Source organism: Pseudoxanthomonas spadix BD-a59, assembly GCF_000233915.3.
In the GTDB taxonomy this organism is placed as follows: Bacteria; Pseudomonadota; Gammaproteobacteria; order Xanthomonadales; family Xanthomonadaceae; genus Pseudoxanthomonas_A; species Pseudoxanthomonas_A spadix.
Map to the genome: position 1 here is coordinate 2,600,914 of NC_016147.2, position 23,290 is coordinate 2,624,203.

Annotated in this window: 24 protein-coding genes, 5 tRNA genes and 2 other RNA genes; 8 read left to right on the forward strand and 23 right to left on the reverse strand. The window is 68.1% G+C overall.

All coding sequences use genetic code 11. From position 1 onward, the window contains the following. Positions 1–2: 2 nt before the first annotated feature. The 18 genes from rplK to DSC_RS11850 all read right to left on the reverse strand — a co-directional run bounded on the left by rplK (position 3) and on the right by DSC_RS11850 (position 11,134). Positions 3–431 (reverse strand): 50S ribosomal protein L11, encoded by a 429-nt coding sequence (gene rplK, locus DSC_RS11775; RefSeq protein WP_014161393.1) that lies wholly within the window; start codon positions 429–431, stop codon positions 3–5. Positions 432–639: 208 nt separating this feature from the next. Further along, the gene (gene nusG, locus DSC_RS11780; RefSeq protein WP_014161394.1) at positions 640–1,197 is read right to left on the reverse strand and encodes a transcription termination/antitermination protein NusG; all 558 of its coding nucleotides are present in this window, start codon (positions 1,195–1,197) and stop codon (positions 640–642) included. 13 nt (positions 1,198–1,210) lie between these two features. Further along, a complete protein-coding gene (secE, locus tag DSC_RS11785; RefSeq protein WP_014161395.1) occupies positions 1,211–1,603 on the reverse strand; it encodes a preprotein translocase subunit SecE in 393 nt (130 codons plus the stop codon). 63 nt (positions 1,604–1,666) lie between these two features. After that, positions 1,667–1,742 (reverse strand) — tRNA-Trp (locus DSC_RS11790). A gap of 222 nt (positions 1,743–1,964) precedes the next feature. Next, positions 1,965–3,155: an elongation factor Tu gene (tuf, locus tag DSC_RS11795; protein WP_014161396.1), complete on the reverse strand. Its 1,191-nt coding sequence runs from the start codon at positions 3,153–3,155 to the stop codon at positions 1,965–1,967. Between the two features lie 57 nt (positions 3,156–3,212). Further along, a tRNA-Thr gene (locus tag DSC_RS11800) sits at positions 3,213–3,288 on the reverse strand. A gap of 56 nt (positions 3,289–3,344) precedes the next feature. After that, positions 3,345–3,418: transfer RNA gene (locus DSC_RS11805), tRNA-Gly, on the reverse strand. Between the two features lie 35 nt (positions 3,419–3,453). After that, positions 3,454–3,586: non-coding RNA, RtT sRNA (locus DSC_RS16190), on the reverse strand. 40 nt (positions 3,587–3,626) lie between these two features. Beyond that, a non-coding RNA gene (locus DSC_RS16195) (RtT sRNA) lies at positions 3,627–3,759 on the reverse strand. Positions 3,760–3,799: 40 nt separating this feature from the next. Beyond that, positions 3,800–3,885: transfer RNA gene (locus DSC_RS11810), tRNA-Tyr, on the reverse strand. A gap of 282 nt (positions 3,886–4,167) precedes the next feature. Then, complete coding sequence (ychF, locus tag DSC_RS11815) at positions 4,168–5,259, reverse strand: redox-regulated ATPase YchF (RefSeq protein WP_014161397.1); 1,092 nt, start codon at positions 5,257–5,259, stop codon at positions 4,168–4,170. A 120-nt stretch (positions 5,260–5,379) separates the two neighbouring features. Then, on the reverse strand, positions 5,380–5,991 hold the full coding sequence (pth, locus tag DSC_RS11820) for an aminoacyl-tRNA hydrolase (protein WP_014161398.1): 612 nt from the start codon (positions 5,989–5,991) through the stop codon (positions 5,380–5,382). Between the two features lie 57 nt (positions 5,992–6,048). Further along, positions 6,049–6,708, reverse strand: coding sequence for a 50S ribosomal protein L25/general stress protein Ctc (locus tag DSC_RS11825; RefSeq protein ID WP_014161399.1), 660 nt, complete (start codon positions 6,706–6,708; stop codon positions 6,049–6,051). Positions 6,709–6,823: 115 nt separating this feature from the next. Beyond that, entirely contained in the window at positions 6,824–7,783 is a 960-nt protein-coding gene (locus DSC_RS11830) for a ribose-phosphate diphosphokinase (protein ID WP_014161400.1), read from the reverse strand. Between the two features lie 66 nt (positions 7,784–7,849). Further along, positions 7,850–7,927, reverse strand: a tRNA-Gln gene (locus tag DSC_RS11835). Between the two features lie 5 nt (positions 7,928–7,932). After that, the gene (ispE, locus tag DSC_RS11840) at positions 7,933–8,817 is read right to left on the reverse strand and encodes a 4-(cytidine 5'-diphospho)-2-C-methyl-D-erythritol kinase (RefSeq protein WP_043290602.1); all 885 of its coding nucleotides are present in this window, start codon (positions 8,815–8,817) and stop codon (positions 7,933–7,935) included. Next, positions 8,814–9,455 carry a lipoprotein insertase outer membrane protein LolB gene (gene lolB, locus DSC_RS11845; RefSeq protein WP_014161402.1) on the reverse strand — a complete coding sequence of 214 codons (642 nt, stop codon included), beginning with the start codon at positions 9,453–9,455 and terminating at the stop codon, positions 8,814–8,816. The genes ispE and lolB overlap by 4 nt, the downstream gene beginning before the upstream one ends. Beyond that, positions 9,452–11,134 carry a tetratricopeptide repeat protein gene (locus DSC_RS11850; RefSeq protein ID WP_043290607.1) on the reverse strand — a complete coding sequence of 561 codons (1,683 nt, stop codon included), beginning with the start codon at positions 11,132–11,134 and terminating at the stop codon, positions 9,452–9,454. Before DSC_RS11850 ends, lolB begins: the two co-directional genes overlap by 4 nt. A gap of 66 nt (positions 11,135–11,200) precedes the next feature. On the opposite strand from DSC_RS11850, the gene hemA reads away from it, so the two are divergent. The 5 genes from hemA to ppk2 are packed head-to-tail and all read left to right on the forward strand — an operon-like array spanning position 11,201 to position 15,268. After that, complete coding sequence (gene hemA / locus DSC_RS11855) at positions 11,201–12,481, forward strand: glutamyl-tRNA reductase (RefSeq protein ID WP_014161404.1); 1,281 nt, start codon at positions 11,201–11,203, stop codon at positions 12,479–12,481. Next, entirely contained in the window at positions 12,459–13,541 is a 1,083-nt protein-coding gene (gene prfA, locus DSC_RS11860) for a peptide chain release factor 1 (protein ID WP_014161405.1), read from the forward strand. The genes hemA and prfA overlap by 23 nt, the downstream gene beginning before the upstream one ends. Before the next feature lie 59 nt (positions 13,542–13,600). Beyond that, complete coding sequence (gene moaB, locus DSC_RS11865) at positions 13,601–14,119, forward strand: molybdenum cofactor biosynthesis protein B (RefSeq protein ID WP_014161406.1); 519 nt, start codon at positions 13,601–13,603, stop codon at positions 14,117–14,119. A 7-nt stretch (positions 14,120–14,126) separates the two neighbouring features. Beyond that, positions 14,127–14,486 carry a helix-turn-helix domain-containing protein gene (locus DSC_RS11870; protein ID WP_014161407.1) on the forward strand — a complete coding sequence of 120 codons (360 nt, stop codon included), beginning with the start codon at positions 14,127–14,129 and terminating at the stop codon, positions 14,484–14,486. Further along, complete coding sequence (ppk2, locus tag DSC_RS11875) at positions 14,483–15,268, forward strand: polyphosphate kinase 2 (RefSeq protein WP_014161408.1); 786 nt, start codon at positions 14,483–14,485, stop codon at positions 15,266–15,268. The genes DSC_RS11870 and ppk2 overlap by 4 nt, the downstream gene beginning before the upstream one ends. Before the next feature lie 63 nt (positions 15,269–15,331). Here ppk2 and DSC_RS11880 read toward each other — a convergent pair whose 3' ends face one another. From DSC_RS11880 to DSC_RS11890, 3 genes are read right to left on the reverse strand one after another with little or no spacing between them, the layout of a single operon-like run. Next, positions 15,332–15,601, reverse strand: a complete 270-nt coding sequence (locus DSC_RS11880; RefSeq protein WP_014161409.1) for an acylphosphatase — start codon at positions 15,599–15,601, stop codon at positions 15,332–15,334. Then, positions 15,598–16,182, reverse strand: coding sequence for a TlpA family protein disulfide reductase (locus DSC_RS11885; protein WP_238527743.1), 585 nt, complete (start codon positions 16,180–16,182; stop codon positions 15,598–15,600). The genes DSC_RS11880 and DSC_RS11885 overlap by 4 nt, the downstream gene beginning before the upstream one ends. A gap of 2 nt (positions 16,183–16,184) precedes the next feature. After that, positions 16,185–17,462, reverse strand: a complete 1,278-nt coding sequence (locus tag DSC_RS11890; protein WP_014161411.1) for a YihY family inner membrane protein — start codon at positions 17,460–17,462, stop codon at positions 16,185–16,187. Positions 17,463–17,552: 90 nt separating this feature from the next. On the opposite strand from DSC_RS11890, the gene wrbA reads away from it, so the two are divergent. From wrbA to DSC_RS11905, 3 genes are read left to right on the forward strand one after another with little or no spacing between them, the layout of a single operon-like run. Continuing rightward, a complete protein-coding gene (gene wrbA, locus DSC_RS11895; RefSeq protein WP_014161412.1) occupies positions 17,553–18,152 on the forward strand; it encodes an NAD(P)H:quinone oxidoreductase in 600 nt (199 codons plus the stop codon). Beyond that, on the forward strand, positions 18,149–18,547 hold the full coding sequence (locus tag DSC_RS11900; protein ID WP_014161413.1) for a DUF2069 domain-containing protein: 399 nt from the start codon (positions 18,149–18,151) through the stop codon (positions 18,545–18,547). Before wrbA ends, DSC_RS11900 begins: the two co-directional genes overlap by 4 nt. Before the next feature lie 31 nt (positions 18,548–18,578). After that, a complete protein-coding gene (locus DSC_RS11905) occupies positions 18,579–19,064 on the forward strand; it encodes an asparaginase domain-containing protein (protein WP_014161414.1) in 486 nt (161 codons plus the stop codon). Positions 19,065–19,249: 185 nt separating this feature from the next. On the opposite strand, the gene DSC_RS11910 is transcribed toward DSC_RS11905, so the two are convergent. Together DSC_RS11910 and DSC_RS11915 are read right to left on the reverse strand one after the other, a co-directional pair. Then, positions 19,250–21,604 carry a S8 family serine peptidase gene (locus DSC_RS11910; protein ID WP_014161415.1) on the reverse strand — a complete coding sequence of 785 codons (2,355 nt, stop codon included), beginning with the start codon at positions 21,602–21,604 and terminating at the stop codon, positions 19,250–19,252. A 479-nt stretch (positions 21,605–22,083) separates the two neighbouring features. After that, entirely contained in the window at positions 22,084–23,181 is a 1,098-nt protein-coding gene (locus DSC_RS11915; RefSeq protein WP_014161416.1) for a branched-chain amino acid aminotransferase, read from the reverse strand. Positions 23,182–23,290 lie beyond the last annotated feature (109 nt).

Sequence of the window (23,290 nt, forward strand, 5' to 3'; positions counted from 1 at the left end):
TCTCAGCCCTCCACCGTCAGACCCATGGAACGGGCCGAGCCCGCAATCGTACGCACCGCTGCTTCCAGTTCGGCGGCCGTCAGGTCGGCCTGCTTGGCAGTGGCGATTTCTTCCAGCTGCTTGCGGGTGACCTTGCCCACCTTTTCGGTGTTCGGGCGCTTGGAACCGGAGGCGACGCCAGCGGCCTTCTTCAGCAAGACCGAAGCCGGGGTCGACTTGGTGACGAAGGTGAAGGTACGATCCGAGTAGGCCGTGATGATGACCGGGGTCGGCAGGCCCGGCTCGAGCTTCTGCGTGGCGGCGTTGAACGCCTTGCAGAACTCCATGATGTTCAGGCCGCGCTGACCCAGCGCAGGACCGACCGGCGGCGAGGGATTGGCCTGGCCGGCCTTCACCTGCAGCTTGATGTAACCGACAACTTTCTTTGCCATTTCAATGCTCTCCGGGTGCTAGCGCCTGGGCTTCAGGCTCCCCATCGGATCGGGAAAATCACGCGTCCCGACATCGCGTATCGCTTGCGACAAAGGCCACCTGCGAGGGTGGCCATTGGCTTGCCCGGCTCGACCGGACAGGGAGCCGCGCACTATATCAGGTTTTTTGCCACCCGGCGCGCGCGTGGGCGGCGCCGGGCGACCCGGATCAGGCCTTCTCGACCTGGCCGAATTCCAGCTCCACCGGGGTGGAGCGGCCAAAGATAAGCACGGCCACGCGCAGGCGGCTCTTCTCGTAGTTGACCTCTTCGACCACGCCGTTGAAGTCGTTGAACGGGCCATCGACCACCCGGACCAGCTCGCCCGGCTCGAACAGCACCTTGGGACGGGGCTTTTCCACGCCTTCCTGAACACGATCCAGGATGGCGGCCGCCTCTTCGTCTCGGATCGGCAACGGACGGTCGGCGGTGCCACCGATGAAACCCAGGACCTTGCCGGTTTCCTTCACCAGGTGCCAGGACTCGTTGTCGATGCGCGGGATCCCGCCTTCCTCGTGGGTCTCGATCTGGACCAGCACGTAGCCGGGGAAGAACTTGCGCTCGGAGCGCCGCTTCTGGCCGGCGCGCATCTCCACGACCTCCTCGGTCGGCACCAGCACGTCACCGAAGCGCTCCTCCATGCCGTTGCGGACGATGCGATCGCGCAGCGCCTGCGCCACCGACTTCTCGAAGCCCGAATAGGCATGTACCACGTACCAACGCTTCACAGCTCAATTCTCCTCAACGACCCATCGTGAACAGTTTTTCGATCATCCACTGGATGCCGAAATCGAAGCCAGCCAGGATCAGGCTGAGGATCAACACCACCACCATCACCACCCAGGTCATGCGCAGCGATTCCTGGCGCGTGGGCCAGACCACCTTGCGCAGCTCGAAGCGGGATTCGGACAGGAACTCGAGCGTGTCCTTGCCCTTGGCCGTGGAAATGAACACCGCAGCACCAGCCACCAGGCCCGCCACGACCGCCAGTGCACGCAGCGGCGTGGCCCACTGACCGGCAAACCACCACCACACCACCAGGCCTGCCACCACCAGTGCCGCGGCCGCCACATACTTGGCCATGTCGGCGCCGGAGGTGCCTGCCGCCTTGGATTGCTGGATCTTGCTGTTCATTGAACTCGAATGTGCCGCCTTGCACTGCACCGGCGCCGGTCGGCGACGGGACGAACGGGACAGTGGCACGCCAGGAGGGACTCGAACCCCCAACCTGCGGTTTTGGAGACCGCTGCTCTGCCAATTGAGCTACTGGCGTATTAACTGCAAAGGCACAGGCGAATCAGAGCTCGCCTGTGCCGGTTCTGGATCCCCGCCTGCGCGGGGATGATGTTCCGGCAAAGCCTTCGCGTCCACCTGGATCCCCGCCTGCGCGGGGATGATGTTCCGGCAAAGCCTTCGCGTCCACCTGGATCCCCGCCTGCGCGGGGATGATGTTCCGGCAAAGGCGTTCGCGCGGGTGCGCGAACGCGCCGTCACATCACTTGATGATCTTGGACACGACGCCGGCGCCGACGGTGCGGCCGCCTTCGCGGATCGCGAAACGCAGGCCCTCGTCCATCGCCACCGGGTTGATCAGCGCCACCACCATCTTCACATTGTCGCCCGGCATCACCATCTCGGTGCCTTCCGGCAGCTGCACCGCACCAGTGATGTCGGTGGTGCGGAAGTAGAACTGCGGACGGTAGCCCTTGAAGAACGGGGTGTGGCGGCCGCCCTCGTCCTTGCTCAGCACGTAGACCTCGGCCTCGAACTCGGTGTGCGGCTTGATCGAACCGGGCTTGCACAGGACCTGACCACGCTCGACGTCGTCGCGCTTGGTGCCGCGCAGCAGCAGACCGGCATTGTCGCCTGCCTGGCCCTGGTCCAGCAGCTTGCGGAACATCTCCACGCCGGTCACGGTGGTCTTCTGGGTCGGGCGGATGCCCACGATCTCGATTTCGTCGCCGACCTTGATCACGCCGCGCTCGATCCGGCCGGTCACCACCGTGCCGCGGCCGGAAATCGAGAACACGTCTTCGACCGGCATCAGGAACGCCTTGTCCACGTCGCGCTCGGGCAGCGGGATCCAGGTGTCCAGCGCCTCGACCAGCTTCAGGATCGACGGCACCCCGATCTCGCTCTGGTCGCCGTCCAGCGCCAAACGGGCCGAGCCGGTGACGATGGGCGTGTCATCGCCGGGGAAGTCGTACTTGCTCAGCAGCTCGCGCACTTCCATCTCGACCAGCTCGAGCAGCTCGGCATCGTCGACCAGGTCGGCCTTGTTCAGGTAGACCACGATGTACGGCACGCCCACCTGGCGGGCCAGCAGGATGTGCTCGCGGGTCTGCGGCATCGGGCCGTCCGCGGCCGAGCACACCAGGATCGCCCCGTCCATCTGCGCCGCACCGGTGATCATGTTCTTGACATAGTCGGCGTGGCCCGGGCAATCCACGTGCGCGTAGTGGCGGTTGGCCGATTCGTATTCCACGTGCGCGGTGGAGATCGTGATCCCGCGTGCCTTCTCTTCCGGCGCCGCGTCGATCGCGTCATAGGCCTTGAACTCGCCACCGAAACGCTCGGCGCTGACCTTGGTCAGTGCGGCGGTCAGCGTGGTCTTGCCATGGTCCACATGACCGATGGTGCCCACGTTCACGTGCGGCTTGGTGCGCTCGAACTTACCCTTTGCCATGGCTGCGTATTCTCGGATCGTTAGATAAGATAAGAGGGTGAAACGGGACTGCTTGGATGGTGCTCACGAAAGGAATCGAACCTTCGACCTCCTCCTTACCAAGGAGGTGCTCTACCGACTGAGCTACGTGAGCGTGAAACCCTTGGTGTCGCTGCGGCGCAAGCTGACGACGATGGAACCGAAGCTCAATGGAGCGGGAGACGGGAATCGAACCCGCACCATCAGCTTGGAAGGCTGAGGTTCTACCGTTGAACTACTCCCGCGCCGGGATACCGCAACAACGAAAAACTGGTGAAATTGGTGGAGGGAGGTGGATGACTCGGGACTTCGTCCCTCGCCCTCCGGGCCGCACCTCCGGTGCGTTCAGAAGCCCCTTCGGGACTTCTGTCGAACCACTCGGCGGTTCTCACCCACCTCGCGCTCCGCTTGTCCGAACATCGCCAGCAACTGCCACATCCGGATCCTGCAATTTGGTGGAGGGAGGTGGATGACTCGGGACTTCGTCCCTCGCCCTCCGGGCCGCACCTCCGGTGCGTTCAGAAGCCCCTTCGGGACTTCTGTCGAACCACTCGGCGGTTCTCACCCACCTCGCGCTCCGCTTGTCCGAACATCGCCAGCAACTGCCACATCCGGATCCTGCAATTTGGTGGAGGGAGGTGGATTCGAACCACCGAAGGCGTAAGCCAGCAGATTTACAGTCTGCCCCCGTTGGCCGCTTGGGTATCCCTCCGATCCTGCCTGGGGTCCCGACCTGGTGGGGCCGGGGTGAAACAGCCGGAGATTCTGGCGCCAGATCCATGCCCTGTCAACGACAAATCACCGATTTCCTGCCCGAGACGGCCGGCGCGCCGGATCTGGCACCCGCCCGCTGCAAGGACCGCCCGCGGCGGTGCGATCGCAGGGCGCGCATTGTGGCAGGCATGTGCGGTCACGGGAAGCACCCGGGCTTTGTTCCAACGCACACCGCACCCGCGCCGCCGGCCACGCGGGTCCTGCGCGCCTCAGAATTCGCTCACACGTTGAAGCGGAAATGCAGGATGTCACCTTCCTGCACCTTGTAGTCCTTGCCTTCCAGGCGCAGGCGCCCGGCTTCCTTGCAGCCGGCTTCACCCTTGTACTTGATGAAATCGTCGTAGCTCATCGTCTCGGCGCGGATGAAGCCCTTCTCGAAGTCGGTATGGATCACCGCTGCCGCCTTGGGCGCGGTCGAGCCGGCCTTGACCGTCCACGCGCGCACCTCCTGCACTCCGGCGGTGAAGTAGGTCTGCAGGCCCAGCAGCTGGTAGGCGGCGTAGATCACCCGGTTCAGGCCGGGCTCTTCCAGCCCCAGGTCGGCCAGGAAGGCATCGCGGTCGGCGTCGTCCAGCTGCGCCAGCTCTTCCTCGATCGCGGCCGAGACCGGGACCACGCGCGCGCCTTCCTGCTCGGCGCGGGCGCGCACGGCATCCAGGTGCGGGTTGTTCTCGAAGCCGTCCTCGAGCACGTTGGCGATGTACATCACCGGCTTGAGGGTCAGCAGGAACAGATCGCGCACCAGCGCCCTTTGTTCCTCGTCCAGGCCCGCGCGGCGGGCGGGGATGCCGTCGTTGAGCGCGGCCTGCAGCCTGGCCAGCACCGGCTTGCGTGCGGCCGCTTCCTTGTCCCCGCCCTTGGCGCTGCGTTCGGCGCGGTTGAGCGCCTTTTCCACGCTGTCAAGGTCGGCCAGGGCCAGCTCGGTATCGATGGTCTCGATGTCCGAGATCGGGTCGACCTTGTTATTGACGTGGATCACGTCGTCGTTCTCGAAGCAGCGCACCACGTGGGCGATCGCATCGACTTCGCGGATATGCGAGAGGAACTTGTTGCCCAGGCCCTCGCCGCTGGCCGCGCCGGCCACCAGGCCGGCAATGTCGACGAACTCCACTGCCGTGGGCACCACCCTGTGCGGCTTGACGATCTCGGCCAGCGCCTTCAGCCGCGGATCGGGCACCGGCACGATGCCCACGTTGGGTTCGATGGTGCAGAACGGGAAGTTGGCCGCGGCGATGCCGGCCTTGGTCAGCGCGTTGAAGAGGGTCGACTTGCCGACGTTCGGCAGGCCCACGATGCCGCATTTAATTCCCATGACGGTCTCCGGGACTCGGGACCCGGGACCCGGGACTTGCCAAACCACGGCGCTCTTGCACGTTCATTCGCAGCAATCCTATGTTCAAAGTAAAACCGGGTGACAGCACACGCCCAGGGTTCATCTCTTCCCAGTGCCGAGTCCCGAGCCCAGAGTCCCGGCTGTATGCAGCCGTTTCATCGCCTCGTTGAAATCACCCGAGACCGCCAGCGGCAGCACCTCCAGTGCCGACTCGATCGCGCGCCCGATCAGGATCTCGTCCTCGGCGCCCGGACGGCCCAGCACCCAGCCGGTGACCTTGTCCTTGTGGCCGGGATGGCCGATGCCGATGCGCAGGCGCCCAAAGCGCCCATGCCCCAGCAGCTGCATGGTGTCGCGCAGGCCATTCTGGCCGCCGTGTCCGCCATCGAATTTCAACCGGGCCACGCCCGCGGGCAGGTCCAGTTCGTCGTGTGCCAGCAGCGCCTGTTCGGGCTGGAGCTTCCAGAACCGCAGCGCGGCGGCGACCGACTTGCCCGACAGGTTCATGTAGGTCGACGGCTTGAGCAGTCGCACCGTCTGGCCGTTGATGCCGACCTGCGCGGTTTCGCCGAACACCTTGGCCTCCGGCGCAAACCGTGCGCCCTGCTGCAGGGCCAGGGCGTCCACAAAACGGAACCCGGCGTTATGCCGGGTCCGCGCGTATTCGGGTCCAGGATTGCCCAGCCCGACGATGAGGCGTACGCCTTCCATGCAAGCGGTTGGATCCGACTCCCCCGCGCCGACATCAGCCAGCGCGGAGGGGTTGGATCACTTCTGGCTCTCGTCCTTGGCCACCTTGGCGGCCGGGACTTCGGCGACGCCGCCTTCGGCTTCCGGCTCTTCCTCGACCTTGGCGAACTTGGCGATGACCACGGCCGTATCGTGTTCCTTGCCCAGCTTGAGCTCAGGAATCTCCACGCCCTTGGGCAGCTTCAGCTCGGACAGGTGGATCACATCGCCCTGGACCATGTTGCCCAGGTCGACCTCGATGAACTCGGGCAGGTCGGCCGGCAGGCATTCGACCACCACTTCGTTCAGTTCGTGGGTGATGACCACCTCGGACGACTTGCCGGCCGGCGAGGTTTCCTGGTTCAGGAAGTGCAGCGGCACGGCGGTGCGCAGGGTTTCCCTGTCGTTCACGCGCTGGAAGTCCAGGTGCATGATCTGCTGCTTGAACGGATGGCGCTGCATGTCACGCAGCAGCACCTTCTGCACGTCGCCATTGAGGCTCAGGTCCAGGATCGACGAGTAGAACCAGTCGTGCTGGCTGGCGGTCCAGACTTCGTTGTGGTTGATCTGGATACTGACCGGCTTGAGTTCGCCACCGTAGACGATGGCGGGGACGCTACCGGCGCGACGCAGGCGGCGGCTCGCACCCTTCCCCTCATCTGCGCGGCGCTCCACCTTGATTTCGTGTGTCTTGGCCATTTTTTTAACTTCTTTGGTTGAGTAAAACCGCCTCGCGGCGGCGATGCGACTCTTCCGCGACCAGAAGAGCCGTGCCGGGTGCCCGCCGACCTGGCGACCACCCGAAAACGCACGATCAATCCACGTACAGCGAGCTGACCGATTCGCCGAAGGCGATGCGGCGGATGGTCTCGGCCAGCATCCCGGCCACCGACAGCTGGCGGATCGTGGTGCAGGCCGCGGCGGCCGGCGACAGCGGGATCGTGTCGGTGACCACCAGCTCGTCCAGCGCGGACCTGTTGAGGTTGTCCACGGCCGGGCCGGACAGCACCGGATGGGTGCAGTAGGCGGCGACCTTGGTCGCGCCGCGCTCCTTCAGTGCCGCGGCCGCGGCGCACAGGGTGCCGGCGGTATCGACGATATCGTCCACCAGCACGCAGGCCTTGCCTTCCACGTCGCCGATGATGTTCATCACCGTGGCCACGTTGGCGCGCGGGCGGCGCTTGTCGATGATCGCCAGGTCCGCATCGTCCAGGCGCTTGGCCACCGCCCGGGCCCGGACCACGCCGCCCACGTCCGGCGAGACCACCACCATGTTCTCGGTGCCGTAGGCGCGCCAGATGTCGGCCAGCAGCAGCGGCGAGGCATACACGTTGTCGACCGGGATGTCGAAGAAGCCCTGGATCTGGTCGGCGTGCAGGTCCACGGTCAGCACCCGGTCGGCATTGACCGCGCTGAACATCTTGGCCGCGACCTTGGCCGTGATCGGCACCCGCGAGGAACGCAGCCGGCGATCCTGGCGCGAGTAGCCGAAGTACGGCACCACCGCGGTCACGCTGGCGGCGCTGGCACGCTTGAGCGCATCGATGATCACCAGCAGTTCCATCAGGTGCTCGGCCGACGGTGCACAGGTCGGCTGGATCACGAACACCTCCTGGCGGCGGACGTTCTCCTCGATCTCCACCTGGACTTCGCCGTCGGAGAAATGCGAGACCATCGCCTTGCCTGGACGCACGCCGAGTTCACGGCAGATGCTCTGGGCTAGGGGCTTGTTGGCGTTGCCGGAAAAGACCAGCAGGCTGCGTTCGTCTTGCACGTGGGAATCTCGATGGACTGCTGTGGGCCGAACGCTACACGGGTCCTTTCGCGCACGGAGGGGAACTGGCTGGGGCGGCAGGATTCGAACCTGCGAAATGCCGGGATCAAAACCCGGTGCCTTAGGCCGCTTGGCGACGCCCCAGTGAATCAGTTGGTGTGCTGCGCCTTCCCTTCCAGGGCATCGAGCAGGGGCGAACGGGCCGCACCTGCCACCACCCAGCCGCGCAGGTCCGCAGGCAGCAGCGCCAATCCGGCCTGGGCGGCCTGAAGGCTTGCGAACTCCACGAAACAACCGCTACCGGTCCCCGTCAGCCGTGGCGTCCCGATGCGCGAGAGTGTGGCCAACGCCGCTTCGATGGCAGGCTCACGACGTCGCAGCACCGGCTCGAACACGTTGTCGGGCACCGATCCAGAAAGGAAGTCGGCTATTTTCACGGGTGCGGCAGTGCGCGTCAAATCCGGCGAGGCAAACAGGCGGGCGGTGGCCACGTGGATACCGGGGTCGACCAGCACATACCAGGCCGGCGGCAGGTCCAGCGGGGTGAGCCGTTCGCCCACGCCCTCGGCCCAGGCGTTGCGGCCGCGCACGAACACCGGCACGTCCGCGCCCAGCGCCAGGCCCAGCCCGGCCAGGGCGTCTTCGCCAAGCTCCAGGCCCCACAGCCGGTCCAGCACGCGCAGGACGGTGGCCGCATTGGACGAGCCGCCACCGAGACCGCCGCCGGCCGGGATCCGTTTTTCGACGCAGATGTCCGCACCTTGGGCGACGTTTGCGTGCTCCTGCAGCAGCAACGCGGCCCGGACCAGCAGGTCGTCGGCCTCGGCAACACCGGCCACCGAGGTGCCGACGCGGCTGATCACGCCATCGGCACGCACCCGGATGCCCACCCGATCGCCCCAGTCCAGCAGGCGAAAGGCGCTCTGCAGGTCGTGATAGCCGTCGGCGCGGCGGCCGATGATGCGCAGGCACAGGTTCAGTTTGGCCGGTGCCGGCCACCATGACCAGGCGCCGGGCATCGACGGGCCACTCATGGCGCCGCGCCGGTCCGCCAGCCGTCGATGATCAGGCGCACGCGCGAATCGCCACGTTCGGCCTCGACCCGCGCCGGCATCGCCGGCACCTCGCCGGCGGCAGGCCGCCAGTCGGTGTAGGTGATGCGCCAACCGCCCTGGCGCAGCGCAGACAAGTAGCCGTCCGCGCCATATTCAATGATGGCTTGCGGCAGCCCCGGCGCGGCCTGGCCGCGCACCCAGAAAGCCAGTGCCTGCACCGGGATTTCCCAGCCGGTGGCCTCCAGCAGCAACTGGCCGGCGTCGGCGCCGCGACGCGGACCGCCATCCAGACCCTCCAGCACCACCTCGGCGGCATCGCCGGTCAGACGCCAGCTCTGGCGGGTGACCGGCGCGCTGAGCGAGACCTCGAAACAATCCCCGCGCTGGGTCCAGTCCAGGCGCCCGCTGCCGCCCTTGTCCGCGCGCCGGATCGCCACCCGACCCTGCAGCGACCAGTCGCGATGCGCGTCCAGCCATTGGACCCGTGCAGCCTGGGCCTGCGCGGCGGTCGCGACATCGACCGCCGACGGCAGGGGCTTGCGCACCGAAGTCCCGACGCAGCCCGCCAGCAGGACCACGGCCAGCAGCGCGAGCGCCCGACCCAGGCAACGGTTCATGCGCCGGTCTGTTCCAGCGCGCGGCGCAGCGAGCGGTTCTCCGGATCCAGCTTGCGCGCCTGATCAAAGTAGCGACGCGCCTCGTCCTTGTGGCCCTGCTCCCACAGCACCTGGCCCAGGTGGGCGGCGATCTCCGGGTCCTTCATCAGCGTGAAGGCGCGGCGGAGCTGGACCAGCGCCTCTTCCTTGCGGCCCATCCGGTAGAGCACCCAGCCATAGCTGTCCAGGATCGCAGGTTCATCCGGCGCGGCGGCGCGGGCACGCTCGATCAGCTCCAGCGCCTCGGTGTAGCGGTCGGTGCGGTCGGCCAGGGTGTAGCCCAGCGCGTTGAGCGCGGCGGTATTGGTCGGATCGGTCACCAGCACCCGGCGCAGGTCGGCCTCGGCGCGGTCGATGCGGTCGCGCCGTTCCCAGGCCAGGCCACGCGCATACAACAGGGCGTTGTCGTCCGGATAGGCGGCCAGACCACGGGCCAGGGCGTCCAGTTCGCCGGGATCGTCTTCATTCTTGCGGCGCAGGTCGGCCTCGAGCAGGTAGGCGTCGCGACGGGCGTCGTCATCGACGCTGGCGTCGGCCTGCAGGGCGTGGACCAGATCAAAAGCCTCCGGCTTGCGGTCCAGCTGGAACAGCACGTTGGCCGCACGCAGGCGTGCTTCGACCTGGTGCTCGTCGCCGGCGACACCCTGATACCAGTCCAGCGCGTCCTTGAAGCGCTTGAGGTATTCGGCGATCTGGCCCAGCAGCAGGCGCCGGGCCGGATCCTGGCCGGCCGCACTGGCCGCCTTGACCTCGTCGTAGAGCCGGGCCAGGGCGGCGCTGTCGTCGGCCTTGGCCAGCAGCGAGGCGCGCAGGCCGTAGCTGCGGGTGTCCTGCGGACCCTGGGCCAACACCTGGGCAGCCTGTAGCGGCAGGCCCAGCGCGTCGAACTCGGCGGCCGTGCCCAGGCGCACGTTGGGATCGGCGGCAGCCTGCCGTTGCAAGCTTTCCAGCACCTGGCGGGCCTGCTCGGTCTTGCCGGCCTGGCGCAGCTGGCTGGCGTGCAGCAGCGACACGCGCGGATTGACCGGGAAGCGCTGGATGACCTCGCCGACGATGCGCTCGGCCAACGCCGGCTGGTCCAGCGACTGGGCCAGGCCGCCGAACGCCAGCCACACGTTGAGGTCGTTGGGCAGCGCATTGTCGTCCAGCAGCTGGCCCAGCAGCTTGGCCGAGCGGGCCGGGTCGCGGCCGCCACTGCCCAGCGCGACCAGCGCGTAACGCCAGGCCTGCGGATCGGGGTCGCGCAGCAGCGATTCCAGTTCGCGCCGGGCCACGCGCTCGCGCCCCTGACGCAGCGCCAGGGTCGCCTGGGCGGCACGCATGGCCAGCGATTCGGGGGCGCGCTGCTTCCATAGCTGCAGCGCGCGGGTGGCATTGTCGTCCTGGTTGGCCAGCAGCGAAATGCGGGTGGCCAGTTCAGCCAGGCCCACGTCCTGGCCGGCTTCGGCCGCCTGCAGGTACAGGCGCGAGGCCTCTGCCAGCTTGCCGGCCTGCAGGGAAAATTCGCCGGCCATGACCGGTTCAAGGATGCCGCCGGTCCCCACCCGGGCCGATGGTTGCCGGGCCAGGACCCCTGCAGATGACGCGAAACCGGCCACGATCAGCAACAACAACGGGGCAAAACGCATCTTTGCAGGCATTAGGGGGAACCGGGCCGTAAAATGGCGGGCAACAGACAGCCAGCAGCTTAGCGCAAGCCCCGAAAAATGACGTTGTGGGTCCTCGGACTGAACCACCAGACCGCGCCGGTCAGCCTGCGCGAACGGGTGGCCTTTGTCGGCGAAGCGCTGCCGCAGGCGCTTGGCGCCCTGCGTGCCCTGCCGCAGGTGAGCGAAGCGGCGCTGCTGTCCACCTGCAACCGCACCGAGCTGTATGCGGTGGCCGAGGACGCCGCCCCGCTGGTGCAGTGGCTGGCCACCCATGGCGAAGGCCTGGACACCTATCTGTATCGCCACCGCGATGCCGAAGCCGTACGCCACCTGTTCCGCGTGGCGACGGGGCTGGATTCGATGGTGCTGGGCGAACCGCAGATCCTGGGCCAGGTGAAGGATGCCTGGGTGCTGGCGCGCCGGCACCAGGCGCTGGGCAACCGGCTAGACCGGTTGTTCCAGCAGGCCTTCGCCGTGGCCAAGCGTGTCCGCACCGATACCCGCGTAGGCGCCAACCCGGTCTCGGTGGCGTCCACCGCGGTGCGGCTGGCGCAGAATGCGTTCGCCCGGCTGAGTGACTCGACCGTGCTGCTGGTTGGCGCCGGCGAGACCATCGAGCTGGCCGCCCGCCACCTGAGCCAGGCCAAGGTCCGGCGCCTGCTGGTGGCCAACCGCACCCTGAGCCATGCCCAGGCACTGGCCAGCCGCCACGGCGGGGTGGCCCTGCCGTTGACCGAACTGGACCGCCACCTGGCCGAGGCCGATGTGGTGTTCTCGGCCACCGCCGCGCGCGAACCGGTCATCGCCCGTGCCCAGGTCGCCCAGGCCCTCAAGCGCCGCCGGCACAAGCCGATGATGCTGTTCGACCTGGCCGTGCCGCGCGACATCGAGGCCAGCGTGGCCGAGCTGGACGACGCCTACCTGTACACGGTCGACGACCTGGAGCGGGCAGTGGAGGACAACCGCCGCAGCCGGCGCGAAGCGGCCGACGAGGCCGAGGCCCTCATCGACCTGCAGGTCGCCCGTTTCGTGGACGTCCTGCAGGCCGGCAGCCGCCAGGAGCCGCTCAAGCGCCTGCGTGCCTATGGCGATGCCGCCCGCCAGGAGGTGCTGGGCAAGGCCCAGGCCCAGCTGACCAACGGTCGCGACCCGGCCCAGGTGCTGGAATTCCTGGCCCACACCCTGACCAACCGGCTGCTGCATCCGCCCACCTCCGCACTGCGCGAGGCAGCCCTGTCCGGCGACACCGAGCTCACCCGCGCGGCGGACCGGATGTTTCCGGCCAGGGCGCCCTACTCCCATCCCAAGCTGCCCGATGACGCCGACCCTGCGCCGTAAGCTGGAGGCGCTGGCCGAGCGTCGCGAAGAACTCCAACGCCTGCTTGCCGATCCATCGGTGGTGGCCGACAACACCCGCTTCCGCGAGCTGTCGCGCGAATTTTCCCAGCTCGAGCCGGTGGCCAACGCCATGGCCGAGGAAGGCCGCGCCCGCGCCGACCTGGCTGCCGCCCAGGCCATGCGCGAGGACCCGGAGCTGCGCGAACTGGCCGAGGAGGAGGTCACCGCCGCGCAGGCGCGCCTGGCCGAACTGGACCAGGCGCTGTCGCTGCTGCTGATCCCGCGCGATCGGCGCGATGAGGGCAACCTGTTCCTGGAAGTGCGCGCCGGCACCGGCGGCGACGAGGCCGCACTGTTCGCCGGCGACCTGTTCCGCATGTACGCCCGCTACGCCGAGCGCCAGGGCTGGAAGGTCGAGGTCGAATCCGATTCGCCCGGCGAGCACGGCGGCTACAAGGAAGTGGTCGCGCGCGTGGTCGGGCGCGGCGCGTATTCGAAGCTGAAGTTCGAATCGGGCACACACCGGGTGCAGCGCGTGCCGGCGACCGAATCGCAGGGCCGCATCCACACCTCGGCCGCGACCGTGGCAATCATCCCCGAGACCGACGAGGTCGAGGAGATCGTGATCAATCCGGCCGACCTGAAGGTCGACACCTTCCGCTCCTCCGGCGCCGGTGGCCAGCACGTCAACAAGACCGACTCGGCCATCCGCATCACCCACCTGCCGACCGGCACCGTGGTCGAATGCCAGACCGAGCGCAGCCAGCACGCCAACCGCGACAAGGCGATGAAGCGGCTCAAGGCGCAGCTGCTCGATGCCGAGCGCAGCAGGCAGGCCGCGGCCGAGGCGCAGACGCGCAAGCTGCAGGTCGGCAGCGGCGACCGCAGCCAGCGCATCCGCACCTACAACTTCCCGCAGGGCCGCATCACCGACCACCGCGTCGACGGCCTGACCCTGTACGACCTGCCCAACATCCTCGAAGGCGGCATGGACGAGTTGATCGGCCGGCTGATGCACGAGCACCAGGTCGACGAACTGGCGCGCCTGGCCGAGGGTTGATCCACCACGTTTCACCCGGTGCGTTGAAGCCTCACGGCCCAGCGCTTAGGCTGGCCGACATGAGCCATGCCGACACCCTGATTCCCCTGCGCCTGTGCGTGCTGACCGTCTCCGATACCCGCACCCTGGCCAATGACGGTTCCGGTGACTATCTGGTCCAGGCCGCCACCGCCGCCGGCCATCTGATCCACGAACGCCTGCTGGTCCGCGACGACATCTACGCGATGCGCGCGATCGTCTCGCGCTGGATCGCCGATGGCGCGGTGGACGGCATCCTGGTCACCGGCGGCACCGGCTTTACCGGGCGCGACTCCACGCCCGAGGCGCTGCTGCCGCTGCTGGACAAGCAGATGCCCGGCTTCGGCGAGTTGTTCCGCGCGCTCAGCGTCGATGAGATCGGCACCTCGGCCCTGCAGTCGCGCGCCTTCGCCGGGCTGGCCAACCAGACCTTCATCTTTTGCCTGCCCGGTTCGACCTCGGCCTGCCGCACCGGCTGGGACAAGATCATCGCCGCCCAGCTCGACGCCCGCACCGGCCCGTGCAACCTGGCCACCTTGTGGCCACGGCTGAAGGCCTAGCCGCAGCGTGGCGCTGGACACCACCCTGCGCCTGCTGGCGCGCACCAGTGGCCGCAGCGCCGCCGACCTGGCCGCTGCGATTCCGCGCGTCGGTGCAGCCACCGTGCGCGCCTGGATGGCCGGGGAAAAACTCCCCGGCCGCGAACAGCTCATCGCCCTGGCCCGCGCCCTGGGGATCCCCGCCGGCGCGCTGCTGTCCGAACTGGCCACCCAGCTGGACCCGGCCCGCACCCGCGGCGAGTCGGACCTGCTCAGCGCCTATCGCGGCCTGAGCCCGCGCCAGCAGGGGGCGCTGATCGAAGTCGCGCGCGGCATGGCCGCTACCCGCCAGCGACGCCGCCGCCCTGCTTCCAAGGAACCCAGGTGAGCAAGAAACTCAAGCGCAAGGACTATGAAGCCCAGCTGGAACCGCTGCAGCTGCAGCTGCTGTCGATGGCGCGCTGGCTGGCCTGCACCGGCAAGCGCGTGGTGGTGATCTTCGAGGGCCGCGACACCGCCGGCAAGGGCGGCAGCATCGACGCGATCCGCCGCCACATCAACCCACGCCAGTGCAGGGTGCTGGCCCTGCCCAAGCCCAGCGACCACGAAGCCACCCAGTGGTATTTCCAGCGCTACGTGCCGCACCTGCCCGCGGCCGGCGAACTGCTGCTGATGGACCGCAGCTGGTACAACCGCGCCGGGGTGGAGAAGGTCATGGGCTACTGCACGCCCGAACAGTACGCCGCCTTCCTGCAGCAGGCGCCGATCTTCGAGCAGCTGCTGGTGGATGACGGCATCCTGCTGTTCAAGTACTGGCTGACGGTGGACCAGAAGCAGCAGGAAGCGCGTTTCGCCGAGCGCCTGGCCGATCCGCTCAAACGCTGGAAGCTTTCGCCGGTGGACCTGCAGGCGCGCGAGAAATACGCCGAATACACCCAGGCCCGCGAAGTGATGCTGGCCGCCACCCACAGCCACTACGCGCCGTGGACACTGGTGGACTTCAACGACCAAAGGCGCGGCCGCCTGACCCTGATCCGCGACCTGCTCTTGCGTCTGCCCGACACCGCCGTGTCCGAGTCGACGCTGACGCTGAAGAAGCTCGGGCACCCACCCTTGCATGAGGAATTCGGGCTGCTGCGGCCGATCCCTGACGGTTCCGAGGCCGACTGAAGCGCGGGCGCGCGGCCGGCGCTGAACAAGCCGGGGGCACACGCCGCGTCATCCGTGCGTCGCCTAGGCGACGCTGAAGCCCGCTTCCACCGGCGCCAGCCACCGCTCGCGCCTGATCCGCTCGACCCGCGCATTCGGTGGCCCGTGCTGCAACCATTGGGCCAGCGTGTCGATGGCCGCCGCCTCGCCGTGCACGATCACCTCCACCCGGCCGTCCTCGAGATTGCGGGCGATCCCATCCAGCCCCAGCGCCTGCGCCTGTTGCCGCGTGCCGGCGCGAAAAGACACGCCCTGCACCCGGCCGCTGACCAGAAAGCGCGCGGCCGTCTTCATGGCAACCGGCCGTCCCTGGCGCCGTCGACCACCTGTTCGATGTCGTGGGCGGTCACCGGGCCAACGAAGCGCCCGGCGATCCTGCCCTGCCGATCCAGCAGATAGGTCGTCGGCAGCCCGGTGGGAGCCTCGAACGCCTTGGGCGGGTCGTCCACATCCACCTGCGCGATCGGGTAACTCACCGGATGGGCGGCGAGGAAGGCCTTCAGCTCGGCCGGGCTGATGTCGTCGTAGGCCAGGCCGAGCACGCCCAGGTCGGCGCGACGCTGGTCCAGCTGCGACAGCTCGGGCATCTCGGCCAGGCACGGATGGCACCAGGTCGCCCAGAAATTCACCACCAGCCAGCTGCCGCGGTGGGCGACCGCGTCGAAGGTGCCACCGTCCACCGTGGCCAGCTTCAGCGCCACCGGGGCCTTGGCATCGGGTGCAGCCGGCATCGGCACAGGTTCTGACCGGTTCGTCGCCGTGGCCGCCGGGGTCTGCGACATCGCCGCGGCGCCGTCCGAACCCGCGCAGGCCGCCAGCAGGCCCGCGCCGCCCAGCAGCGCGATGCAGCTCAACGCACGCCGGGGCGATGGCATGTTCAAGGCAGGGATTCCGGCAAGGGCGCAAAGACCTCGCCGGCGCGGTGGCGCAGCAGCTCGCGCACCGGCAGGCGCAGGCGGTCCAGCGCCTGCCGCGCGGCTACCCCCAGCGCATCGTCCTGGCAGGGCAGGTGGGCTTCGGCGATGGGAATGCGCAGCTGGCAGGTCTCGTAAAGCTCGGCCAGCGAGGTGTTGCCCAGGTCGCGGGCGAGGATCCACTCGCCGCTGTCGGTACAGCGCAGCAGGTTGATGCGCGAAAGCCTGTCCAGGAATTCCTGGACCAGCGAGTCGGTCAGCATCGGCTCCAGTTCCAGGATCCGGTCGTCACTGAGGCCGCGGCCGTGCGCGCGCGCCTGATGGAAACGGCCCAGCAGCCGCAACAGGCCATAGAGCTCAAAGCCCGGCGGCAATCGCATCGACTCGGGCTGATACCGGAATGCCGACATCGAGGCGGCCAGCGACGCGCCCAGCAGCATCGAAGTCCAGCTCAGGTAGATCCACAGCATCAGGATCGGCGCCACCGCGACCGCGCCATACACCCGCGTGTACGAGCCGAAGCTACCCAGGTACACGCCCATGCCCCACTTGATCGCCTCCAGCCCCACAGTGGCCAGCAGCGCGCCGGAAAACGCATAGCGCCAGTGGATCGAGCGATGCGGCACCACCCGGTAGATCACCGTGATCGCGCACAGCTCGATCAGCACCGGTGCCAGCGACAGCGCCAGCGAGGCGACCTGGCGGACTTCGGCGGTCTTGAACAACGGCAGCGCGAAGACCTTGGCGGTGATCGCCAGCGAGGCCGCCGACAGCAGCGCGCCCAGGGTCAGCACCGCCCAGTACACGATGAAACGCCCGAACCGCGGGCGCGAACTGGGCACGCGCCAGATCCGGTTGAACGCACCTTCCACGCTGTTGAGCGTGATCAGCAGCGAGATCACCAGCGCGATCACCCCAGCGGCGGTCAAATCGCGCGCGCTCCTGGAAAATTCGAGCAGATAGCCCTGTGCCGCGCGCGCGGCGCTGGGCACGAAGTTGGAGAAGATGTAGTCGCTCAGCGAATCGCTCCACTGGTTGAACCCAGGGAACGCCGACAACACCCCGAACACCACCATCGCCAGCGGCACCAGCGCGAACATCGTGGTGTAGGCCAGGGCCGCGGCGGTCTGGAACAGGCGGTCGTCCCAGAAACGCTTGAGCAGGAACTGCGCGAACGCCGCCACCCGCGCGCGGTCGCGCACATGTTCGTGCCAGCGCTGGAAGGTGGTGGCCAGTGACATCGACGCAAGGGTAACCCAAGCGTCACGGGGCGACAGGCCTGCGTCCAGGCCCGATACTGGCGCCCTTGCACCTGCCGGACGATGTTGCCGATGCCCGAAATCCTGGTCCTCTACTACAGCCGCGGCGGTTCGGTGGCCAGGCTGGCGCGACAGATTGCGCGCGGCATCGGCGAAGTGGACGGCATGTCCGCGCGGCTGCGCAGCGTGCCGCCGGTGGCTGCGGTCACCGAGCGCAGCGCACCGCCGGTGCCCGAGGACGGCGCGCCGTATGTGGATACCCGGGACCTGGCCGAGTGCGTCGGCCTGGCGCTCGGCAGCCCGACCCGCTTTGGCAACATGGCCGCGCCGATGAAGTTCTTCATCGATTCGCTCGGCGCCGAATGGGCCAGCGGCACCCTGGCGGGCAAGCCGGCGGCGGTGTTCACGTCCACCGCCACCCAGCACGGCGGCCAGGAAGCCACGCTGCTGTCCATGCACGTGCCATTGCTGCACCACGGCTGCCTGATCGTGGGCATTCCCTATACCGAGCCGCTGCTCAGCACCACCCGCACTGGCGGTACGCCCTACGGCGCCAGCCACGTGGCCGGCGGCCAGGACGATCCGCAGCCCAGCGACGAGGAAGCGGCCCTGGCCCGCGCCCTGGGCCGGCGCCTGGCCGATCTGGCCCGGCGCCTGGTGGCCACGCCATGAGCGCCGCGCGCACGCCCCGACTGCTGCTGGCGATCACCTTGCTGGCGCTGTCGGCGCTGTTTGCCTGGTGGTTTCGCGATGATCGCCATTACCTGGCCACGCTGGTGGTGTTCACCCTGCCGCCGCTGGTGCTGGCCATCGGCGCGCGGCTGGGCTCGCCGCTGGCGGCGTTCTGGTCCGGCGTGCTGGCGCTGGGCTGGTTCAGCCATGGCGTGATGACGGCCTGGTCGCATCCACAGGACCGGCGATATGGCTGGCTCGAGCTGGTCCTGGCCCTGGTGGTGGTGTTCGCTTCCAACTGGGACGGCCTGCGCGCGCGCCTGGGCCGCAAGGCCAGGGCTGGGGATGCGGCCGGCACGCAGGTAACATCGGCGCCCGACGATCCGGCGCCCTGATGGACTTTCCGTGAACACCCAAGCCGCACCCATGGAAGACCTGCTGGTGGTCACCACCGGCGGCACCATCGACAAGATCTACTTCGACGACAAGTCCGACTACCAGGTCGGCGAGCCGCAGATCGGCGGCATCCTCAAGGCGCTGGGCGTGGCGTTTGGCTTCACCGTGATCCCGCTCATCCGCAAGGACTCGCTGCACATCACCGATGCCGACCGCGCGCTGCTGCGCGCGACCATCGCCGCCCAGCCGACCCGGCACGTGCTGATCACCCACGGCACCGACTCGATGGTCCAGACCGCGCAGGCGCTGGCCTCGCTGCAGGACCGCACCATCGTGCTGACCGGTGCGCTCAACCCGGCCGGGTTTCGCGGCTCGGATGCCGAGTTCAACATCGGCTGTGCGGTCGGCGCGGTGCAGACGGCGCCCAACGGCGTGTGGATCGCGATGAATGGCCGTATCTGGGACCCGCGCAAGGTGCGCAAGAACGTGGCCGCCAACCGTTTCGAAGCGGCCTGATCCGGCCTTGGAATCTCACGCAAGGCCCCGCGCGAGCGGGGCGTTTTCATTGCACGACTTCCCAGCCAAAAGCAAACGACCGGCCAGGCGTCCTGCCTGACCGGTCGTGCACCCCGTTCATCCATGAGGCAAGGCGGGCGTTGCGTGCCCGGCGCATCCAGCGCGACCTTGCGCAGGTGCCTGGCTCAGAAGGTGATGCTCCAGCTGTTGATATAGCCGGTGTCGCCGCCGGCGTTGTCGTTGACCCGCAGCGCCCAGGCGCCGTTGAGCGCCTCGCTGGACAGGTTCAGCGTGTAGGTCTTGACGATGTTGTCGGCACTGCCGCCGGCGCGGTTGCTGAGCACGTAGACGCTGCCATCGGGCGCGATCAGATCGACCTTGAGATCGCCGATGTAGGTGTGCACGATGTTGACCGCCACCGGCACGCTGCTGCCTGCGTTGCCGCTGCGGCCGGACACGTTGATGGTGCTGCTGACCGTGGCGTTGTCGCCGATGGTCACGTCGGTGGTGTTGCTGTAGGTCTGGCTGGTGCCGCCACCGGTGCTGTAGCTGCCGGTCAGGCTCAGGCCGGCGAAGGTCGAATACGCCTTCAGGCGCACGTAGTAGGTCCCGGCCACCGGACTGGCGATGGTGCAGGTTTCGGCATTGCCCGACGTGTACGGACGGCAGTCGTAGGAGGTGTCGGTCGGCGCGCTGCCGGCCTTGACATACAGGTCTGCATCGCCGGTGCCGCCGGAGGTGGCGATCACCAGGTTGGAGGCGCCGGCCGGCACCGCGATGGTGAAGTTGAGCGAGGTGCCGGTCGCCGCACCCAGCCCGGTCTTGGGCACCCCGTTGGTCAGCACCGTGCTGTCGCCCCCGCTTGAGGCCACCGTGACCGAGGCGGTCTTGGTATTGGTGGCCCCGGCGTTGTCGGTCACCGTCAGCGAGACGGTGTAGGTGCCGGCGGCGCTGTAGGTCTTGGACGGGTTGGCCGCGGTCGAGGTGGTGCCATCGCCGAAGCTCCAGCTGCGCGAGGCGATCGAACCATCGCTGTCGGTGGAGGTGTCGGTGAAGGCCACCGTCAGCCCGTTGATGCTGGAGCTGAAGTTGGCCACCGGCGCGACATTGGCGCCCCCTCCGCCGCCGGCCGCGTCCACTGCCGCGCGCGCCTGCAGGATGCCGGCGCCGATCGGCTGCGAAGGTGTGGACGGGAAGGCGCGTGCGCTGCTCTTGAGGGTCGACTCGACCTGCGCCGGGGTCAGCGGCGTGGCGGCCACCGACTGCATCAACGCCACCACTGCAGCCACGTGCGGGGTGGCCATCGAGGTGCCGCTGTAGGACGCGTAGCTTTCCGAACCCGGAGTGGTGGTGCCGGAATTGAGCGTGGACAGGATGCCCGAGCCCGGCGCGGCCAGGTCCACCAGCGATCCATAGTTGGAATAGCTGGCGCGCGCGCCGGTGCTGGTGGTGGCGCCGACCGCGACCACGTTGTTGCAGTTGGCCGGGCTGGCGTTGGAGACGTTGGTGTTGTCATTGCCCGCGGCGATCACCAGGGTCGTGCCGCGCGAGACCGCACCGTTGATCGCCGCCTGGGTCGTGCTGCCGCAGGCGCCGCTGCCACCCAGGCTCAGGTTGATCGCCTCGGCCGGATTGGCGTTGGCCGGCACGCCGCTGACCGCGCCCCCGGAGGCCCAGATGATCGCATCGGCGATGTCCGAGTCGTAGCCGCCACACTTGCCCAGCACGCGCACCGGCACGACCTTGGCGCCATAGGCGATGCCGGCCACGCCCTTGCTGTTGTTGGTGACCGCGGCGACGGTGCCGGCCACGTGGGTGCCATGCCAGCTGGAGTCCGAGGCGCCGATGCCGCTGCCGCATTCGTTGGCCGCATATGCATCGCCCGGGTCGGATGCATCGGCATCGCGTCCGTTGCCATCGTTGGACACGAATGTATCGACGATGAAGTCGTAGCCCGGCAGCACGTTGGCGTTGAGGTCCGAGTGCGAGGTGATGCCGGTATCGAGCACGGCCACCACCGTGCCGCTGCCGTTGGTCACATCCCATGCGGTGGTTGCGTACATGCCACCTGCCCCGGTCCCCAGGTCCCACTGCTGGGAGAAATTGGTGTCGTTGGGCGTCAGGTAGGCACGATTGAGCTTGTCGACCTCGACATAGTCCACGTTGGGGTCGGCCGCGATCTGGCGCATCAGGATCTCGGCTTCCACCCGGTCCAGCTTGCGGTCGGCCACCACCACATCCGAGCCGACCGCGGTGCGGCGCAACCGCTGCACGCCCAGCGCGCGTCCCTGCGCGCTGGGCACCACGCGCGCCGCAGAGGCCAGGGACTGGCTCAGCGCCGTGGCGTTGGCGTGCGGCGCGCTGTTGTCCAGGTACTTCACGATGAAACGGTCGAAGCTGTGCTGCTCGGGAGATTGCAGACCGCTCAGGTCCACGCGCCCTGCGGCCATGGCCGGGGCTGCACTCAGCGCGGACAACGCGACCACCGTGGCGGCGGCCAGCGAATGCAGGCGCAAACGACGCTTGGAAACATCGGACATCTCGACTTCACCTCTGGATGGTGTGACCCCGCTTCATGCGGGAAGACCCGGGGATCGCCCACGACATGGCGTCGGGGGACGGTTTGGTTGTTGTGCGGCTGCGATCTCCGGGGGATGCGGTCCGGCGTTGCACCGAACCTGACCAGAACTTAACCGAACGAATCAAAGCCCGGACACGGTCCCATGTCAGTTTGTGACCAAGGACGTCACAAGATTCCAGATTAGTGACGAACATCACCAATGGTGCCGCATTCGGGCTGGTCGCCGCGGCGCACGAGCCCAGCTCACCCATTTTTATCCCGCAGTCCCCCGAGTGCCATCGCCGCAAGGACCCCCCCTGTCAGGTCACCCACACGCGTTTCAGACACTCCGAGGAGCAGACAAGCGCCCTGCAGCAATCCGGGCGAAACAGGAATGCCCGGCCTTGAAGCCGGGCGGGAGCCATCCACGCCACGCGCTGGAAGCCAGCGCCGGCGGCCTCAAGCGTCCAGGCGCACCAGCCAGTCGTGGCGATCAGGCAGACGGCCGTACTGGATGTCGGTCAGCTCCTTGCGCAGGGCCATGGTCACCTCGCCCACAGGCGCGTCCAGGTCGCCGACCGCGAAGCCCTCGCCCTTCAGCTGGCCGATCGGGGTGACCACCGCCGCAGTGCCGCAGGCGAAGGCCTCGGCGATCTGGCCCGAGGCCACCCCGGCCTTCCATTCCTCGATGGCGATCCTGCGTTCCTGCACCTGCATGCCGCGGTCGCGGGCCAGTTGCAGGATGCTCTCGCGGGTGATGCCTTCCAGGATGCTGCCCGACAGCGCCGGGGTCACCAGGGTGCCGTCCTGGTAAACCAGGAACACGTTCATGCCGCCCAGCTCCTCGATGTATTTGCCTTCGACCGGGTCCAGGAACAGCACCTGCGAGCAGCCGTGCTCGGCAGCAATCTGCTGGGGCAGCAGCGAGGCGGCGTAGTTGCCACCGCACTTGGCCGCACCGGTACCGCCCTTGGCTGCGCGCGCATAGTCGGTGGACAGCCAGATCGACACCGGCGCCACGCCCTTGGCAAAGTACGGGCCGGCCGGGCTGGCGATCACGTAGTACGAGGCCTTCTGCGCCGCGCGCACGCCCAGGAAGGCCTCATCGGCAATCATGAACGGGCGCAAGTACAGGCTGGTCTCCGGCGCCGAGGGCACCCAGGGGCCATCCACGGCGATCAGCTGGCGCAGCGATTCGACGAACAGCGCCACCGGCAGCTCCGGCAGCGCCAGGCGCCTGGCCGAACGCTGCAGGCGCGCGCCATTGGCTTGGGGGCGGAAGGTCCAGATCGAGCCATCCTCGTGGCGGTAGGCCTTGATCCCTTCGAAGACCTCCTGGCCGTAGTGCAGGACGGCCGCGGCCGGGTCCAGCTGCAGCGGGCCATAGGGCCGGACCTGGGCGTCGTGCCAGCCATGGTCGCGGTCCCAGGTGATGGCCACCATGTGGTCGGTGAAGCGCGTGCCGAACCCCGGCGCGGAGAGGATCTGTTCGCGTTCGGCGCTGCTGCGGGGATTGCCGGAGGGCTGGACGGTGAAAACCAAGGACGAGGAGGACATGGGCCGCATACCTGCATGAATGACAAAACCCGGCAAGGATAGCGCCCAGCGGCGTGCGGTTCACCCAGTTCGACCGCGGCGTAGCGCGCGCCTGTGCGCACGTGGCGCA

Coding starts and splice junctions, on each gene's coding strand:
- DSC_RS11915 (WP_014161416.1), bottom strand. CDS start 23,181: ATGTCCTCCTCGTCCTTGGTTTTCACCGTCCAGCCCTCCGGCAATCCC.
- lolB (WP_014161402.1), bottom strand. CDS start 9,455: ATGAACCGTTGCCTGGGTCGGGCGCTCGCGCTGCTGGCCGTGGTCCTG.
- secE (WP_014161395.1), bottom strand. CDS start 1,603: ATGAACAGCAAGATCCAGCAATCCAAGGCGGCAGGCACCTCCGGCGCC.
- wrbA (WP_014161412.1), top strand. CDS start 17,553: ATGCCCGAAATCCTGGTCCTCTACTACAGCCGCGGCGGTTCGGTGGCC.
- DSC_RS11910 (WP_014161415.1), bottom strand. CDS start 21,604: ATGTCCGATGTTTCCAAGCGTCGTTTGCGCCTGCATTCGCTGGCCGCC.
- moaB (WP_014161406.1), top strand. CDS start 13,601: ATGAGCCATGCCGACACCCTGATTCCCCTGCGCCTGTGCGTGCTGACC.
- rplK (WP_014161393.1), bottom strand. CDS start 431: ATGGCAAAGAAAGTTGTCGGTTACATCAAGCTGCAGGTGAAGGCCGGC.
- DSC_RS11905 (WP_014161414.1), top strand. CDS start 18,579: ATGGAAGACCTGCTGGTGGTCACCACCGGCGGCACCATCGACAAGATC.
- DSC_RS11890 (WP_014161411.1), bottom strand. CDS start 17,462: ATGTCACTGGCCACCACCTTCCAGCGCTGGCACGAACATGTGCGCGAC.
- DSC_RS11880 (WP_014161409.1), bottom strand. CDS start 15,601: ATGAAGACGGCCGCGCGCTTTCTGGTCAGCGGCCGGGTGCAGGGCGTG.
- DSC_RS11885 (WP_238527743.1), bottom strand. CDS start 16,182: ATGCCATCGCCCCGGCGTGCGTTGAGCTGCATCGCGCTGCTGGGCGGC.
- pth (WP_014161398.1), bottom strand. CDS start 5,991: ATGGAAGGCGTACGCCTCATCGTCGGGCTGGGCAATCCTGGACCCGAA.
- DSC_RS11850 (WP_043290607.1), bottom strand. CDS start 11,134: ATGCCTGCAAAGATGCGTTTTGCCCCGTTGTTGTTGCTGATCGTGGCC.
- DSC_RS11900 (WP_014161413.1), top strand. CDS start 18,149: ATGAGCGCCGCGCGCACGCCCCGACTGCTGCTGGCGATCACCTTGCTG.
- tuf (WP_014161396.1), bottom strand. CDS start 3,155: ATGGCAAAGGGTAAGTTCGAGCGCACCAAGCCGCACGTGAACGTGGGC.
- ychF (WP_014161397.1), bottom strand. CDS start 5,259: ATGGGAATTAAATGCGGCATCGTGGGCCTGCCGAACGTCGGCAAGTCG.
- ispE (WP_043290602.1), bottom strand. CDS start 8,817: ATGAGTGGCCCGTCGATGCCCGGCGCCTGGTCATGGTGGCCGGCACCG.
- hemA (WP_014161404.1), top strand. CDS start 11,201: ATGACGTTGTGGGTCCTCGGACTGAACCACCAGACCGCGCCGGTCAGC.
- DSC_RS11825 (WP_014161399.1), bottom strand. CDS start 6,708: ATGGCCAAGACACACGAAATCAAGGTGGAGCGCCGCGCAGATGAGGGG.
- prfA (WP_014161405.1), top strand. CDS start 12,459: ATGACGCCGACCCTGCGCCGTAAGCTGGAGGCGCTGGCCGAGCGTCGC.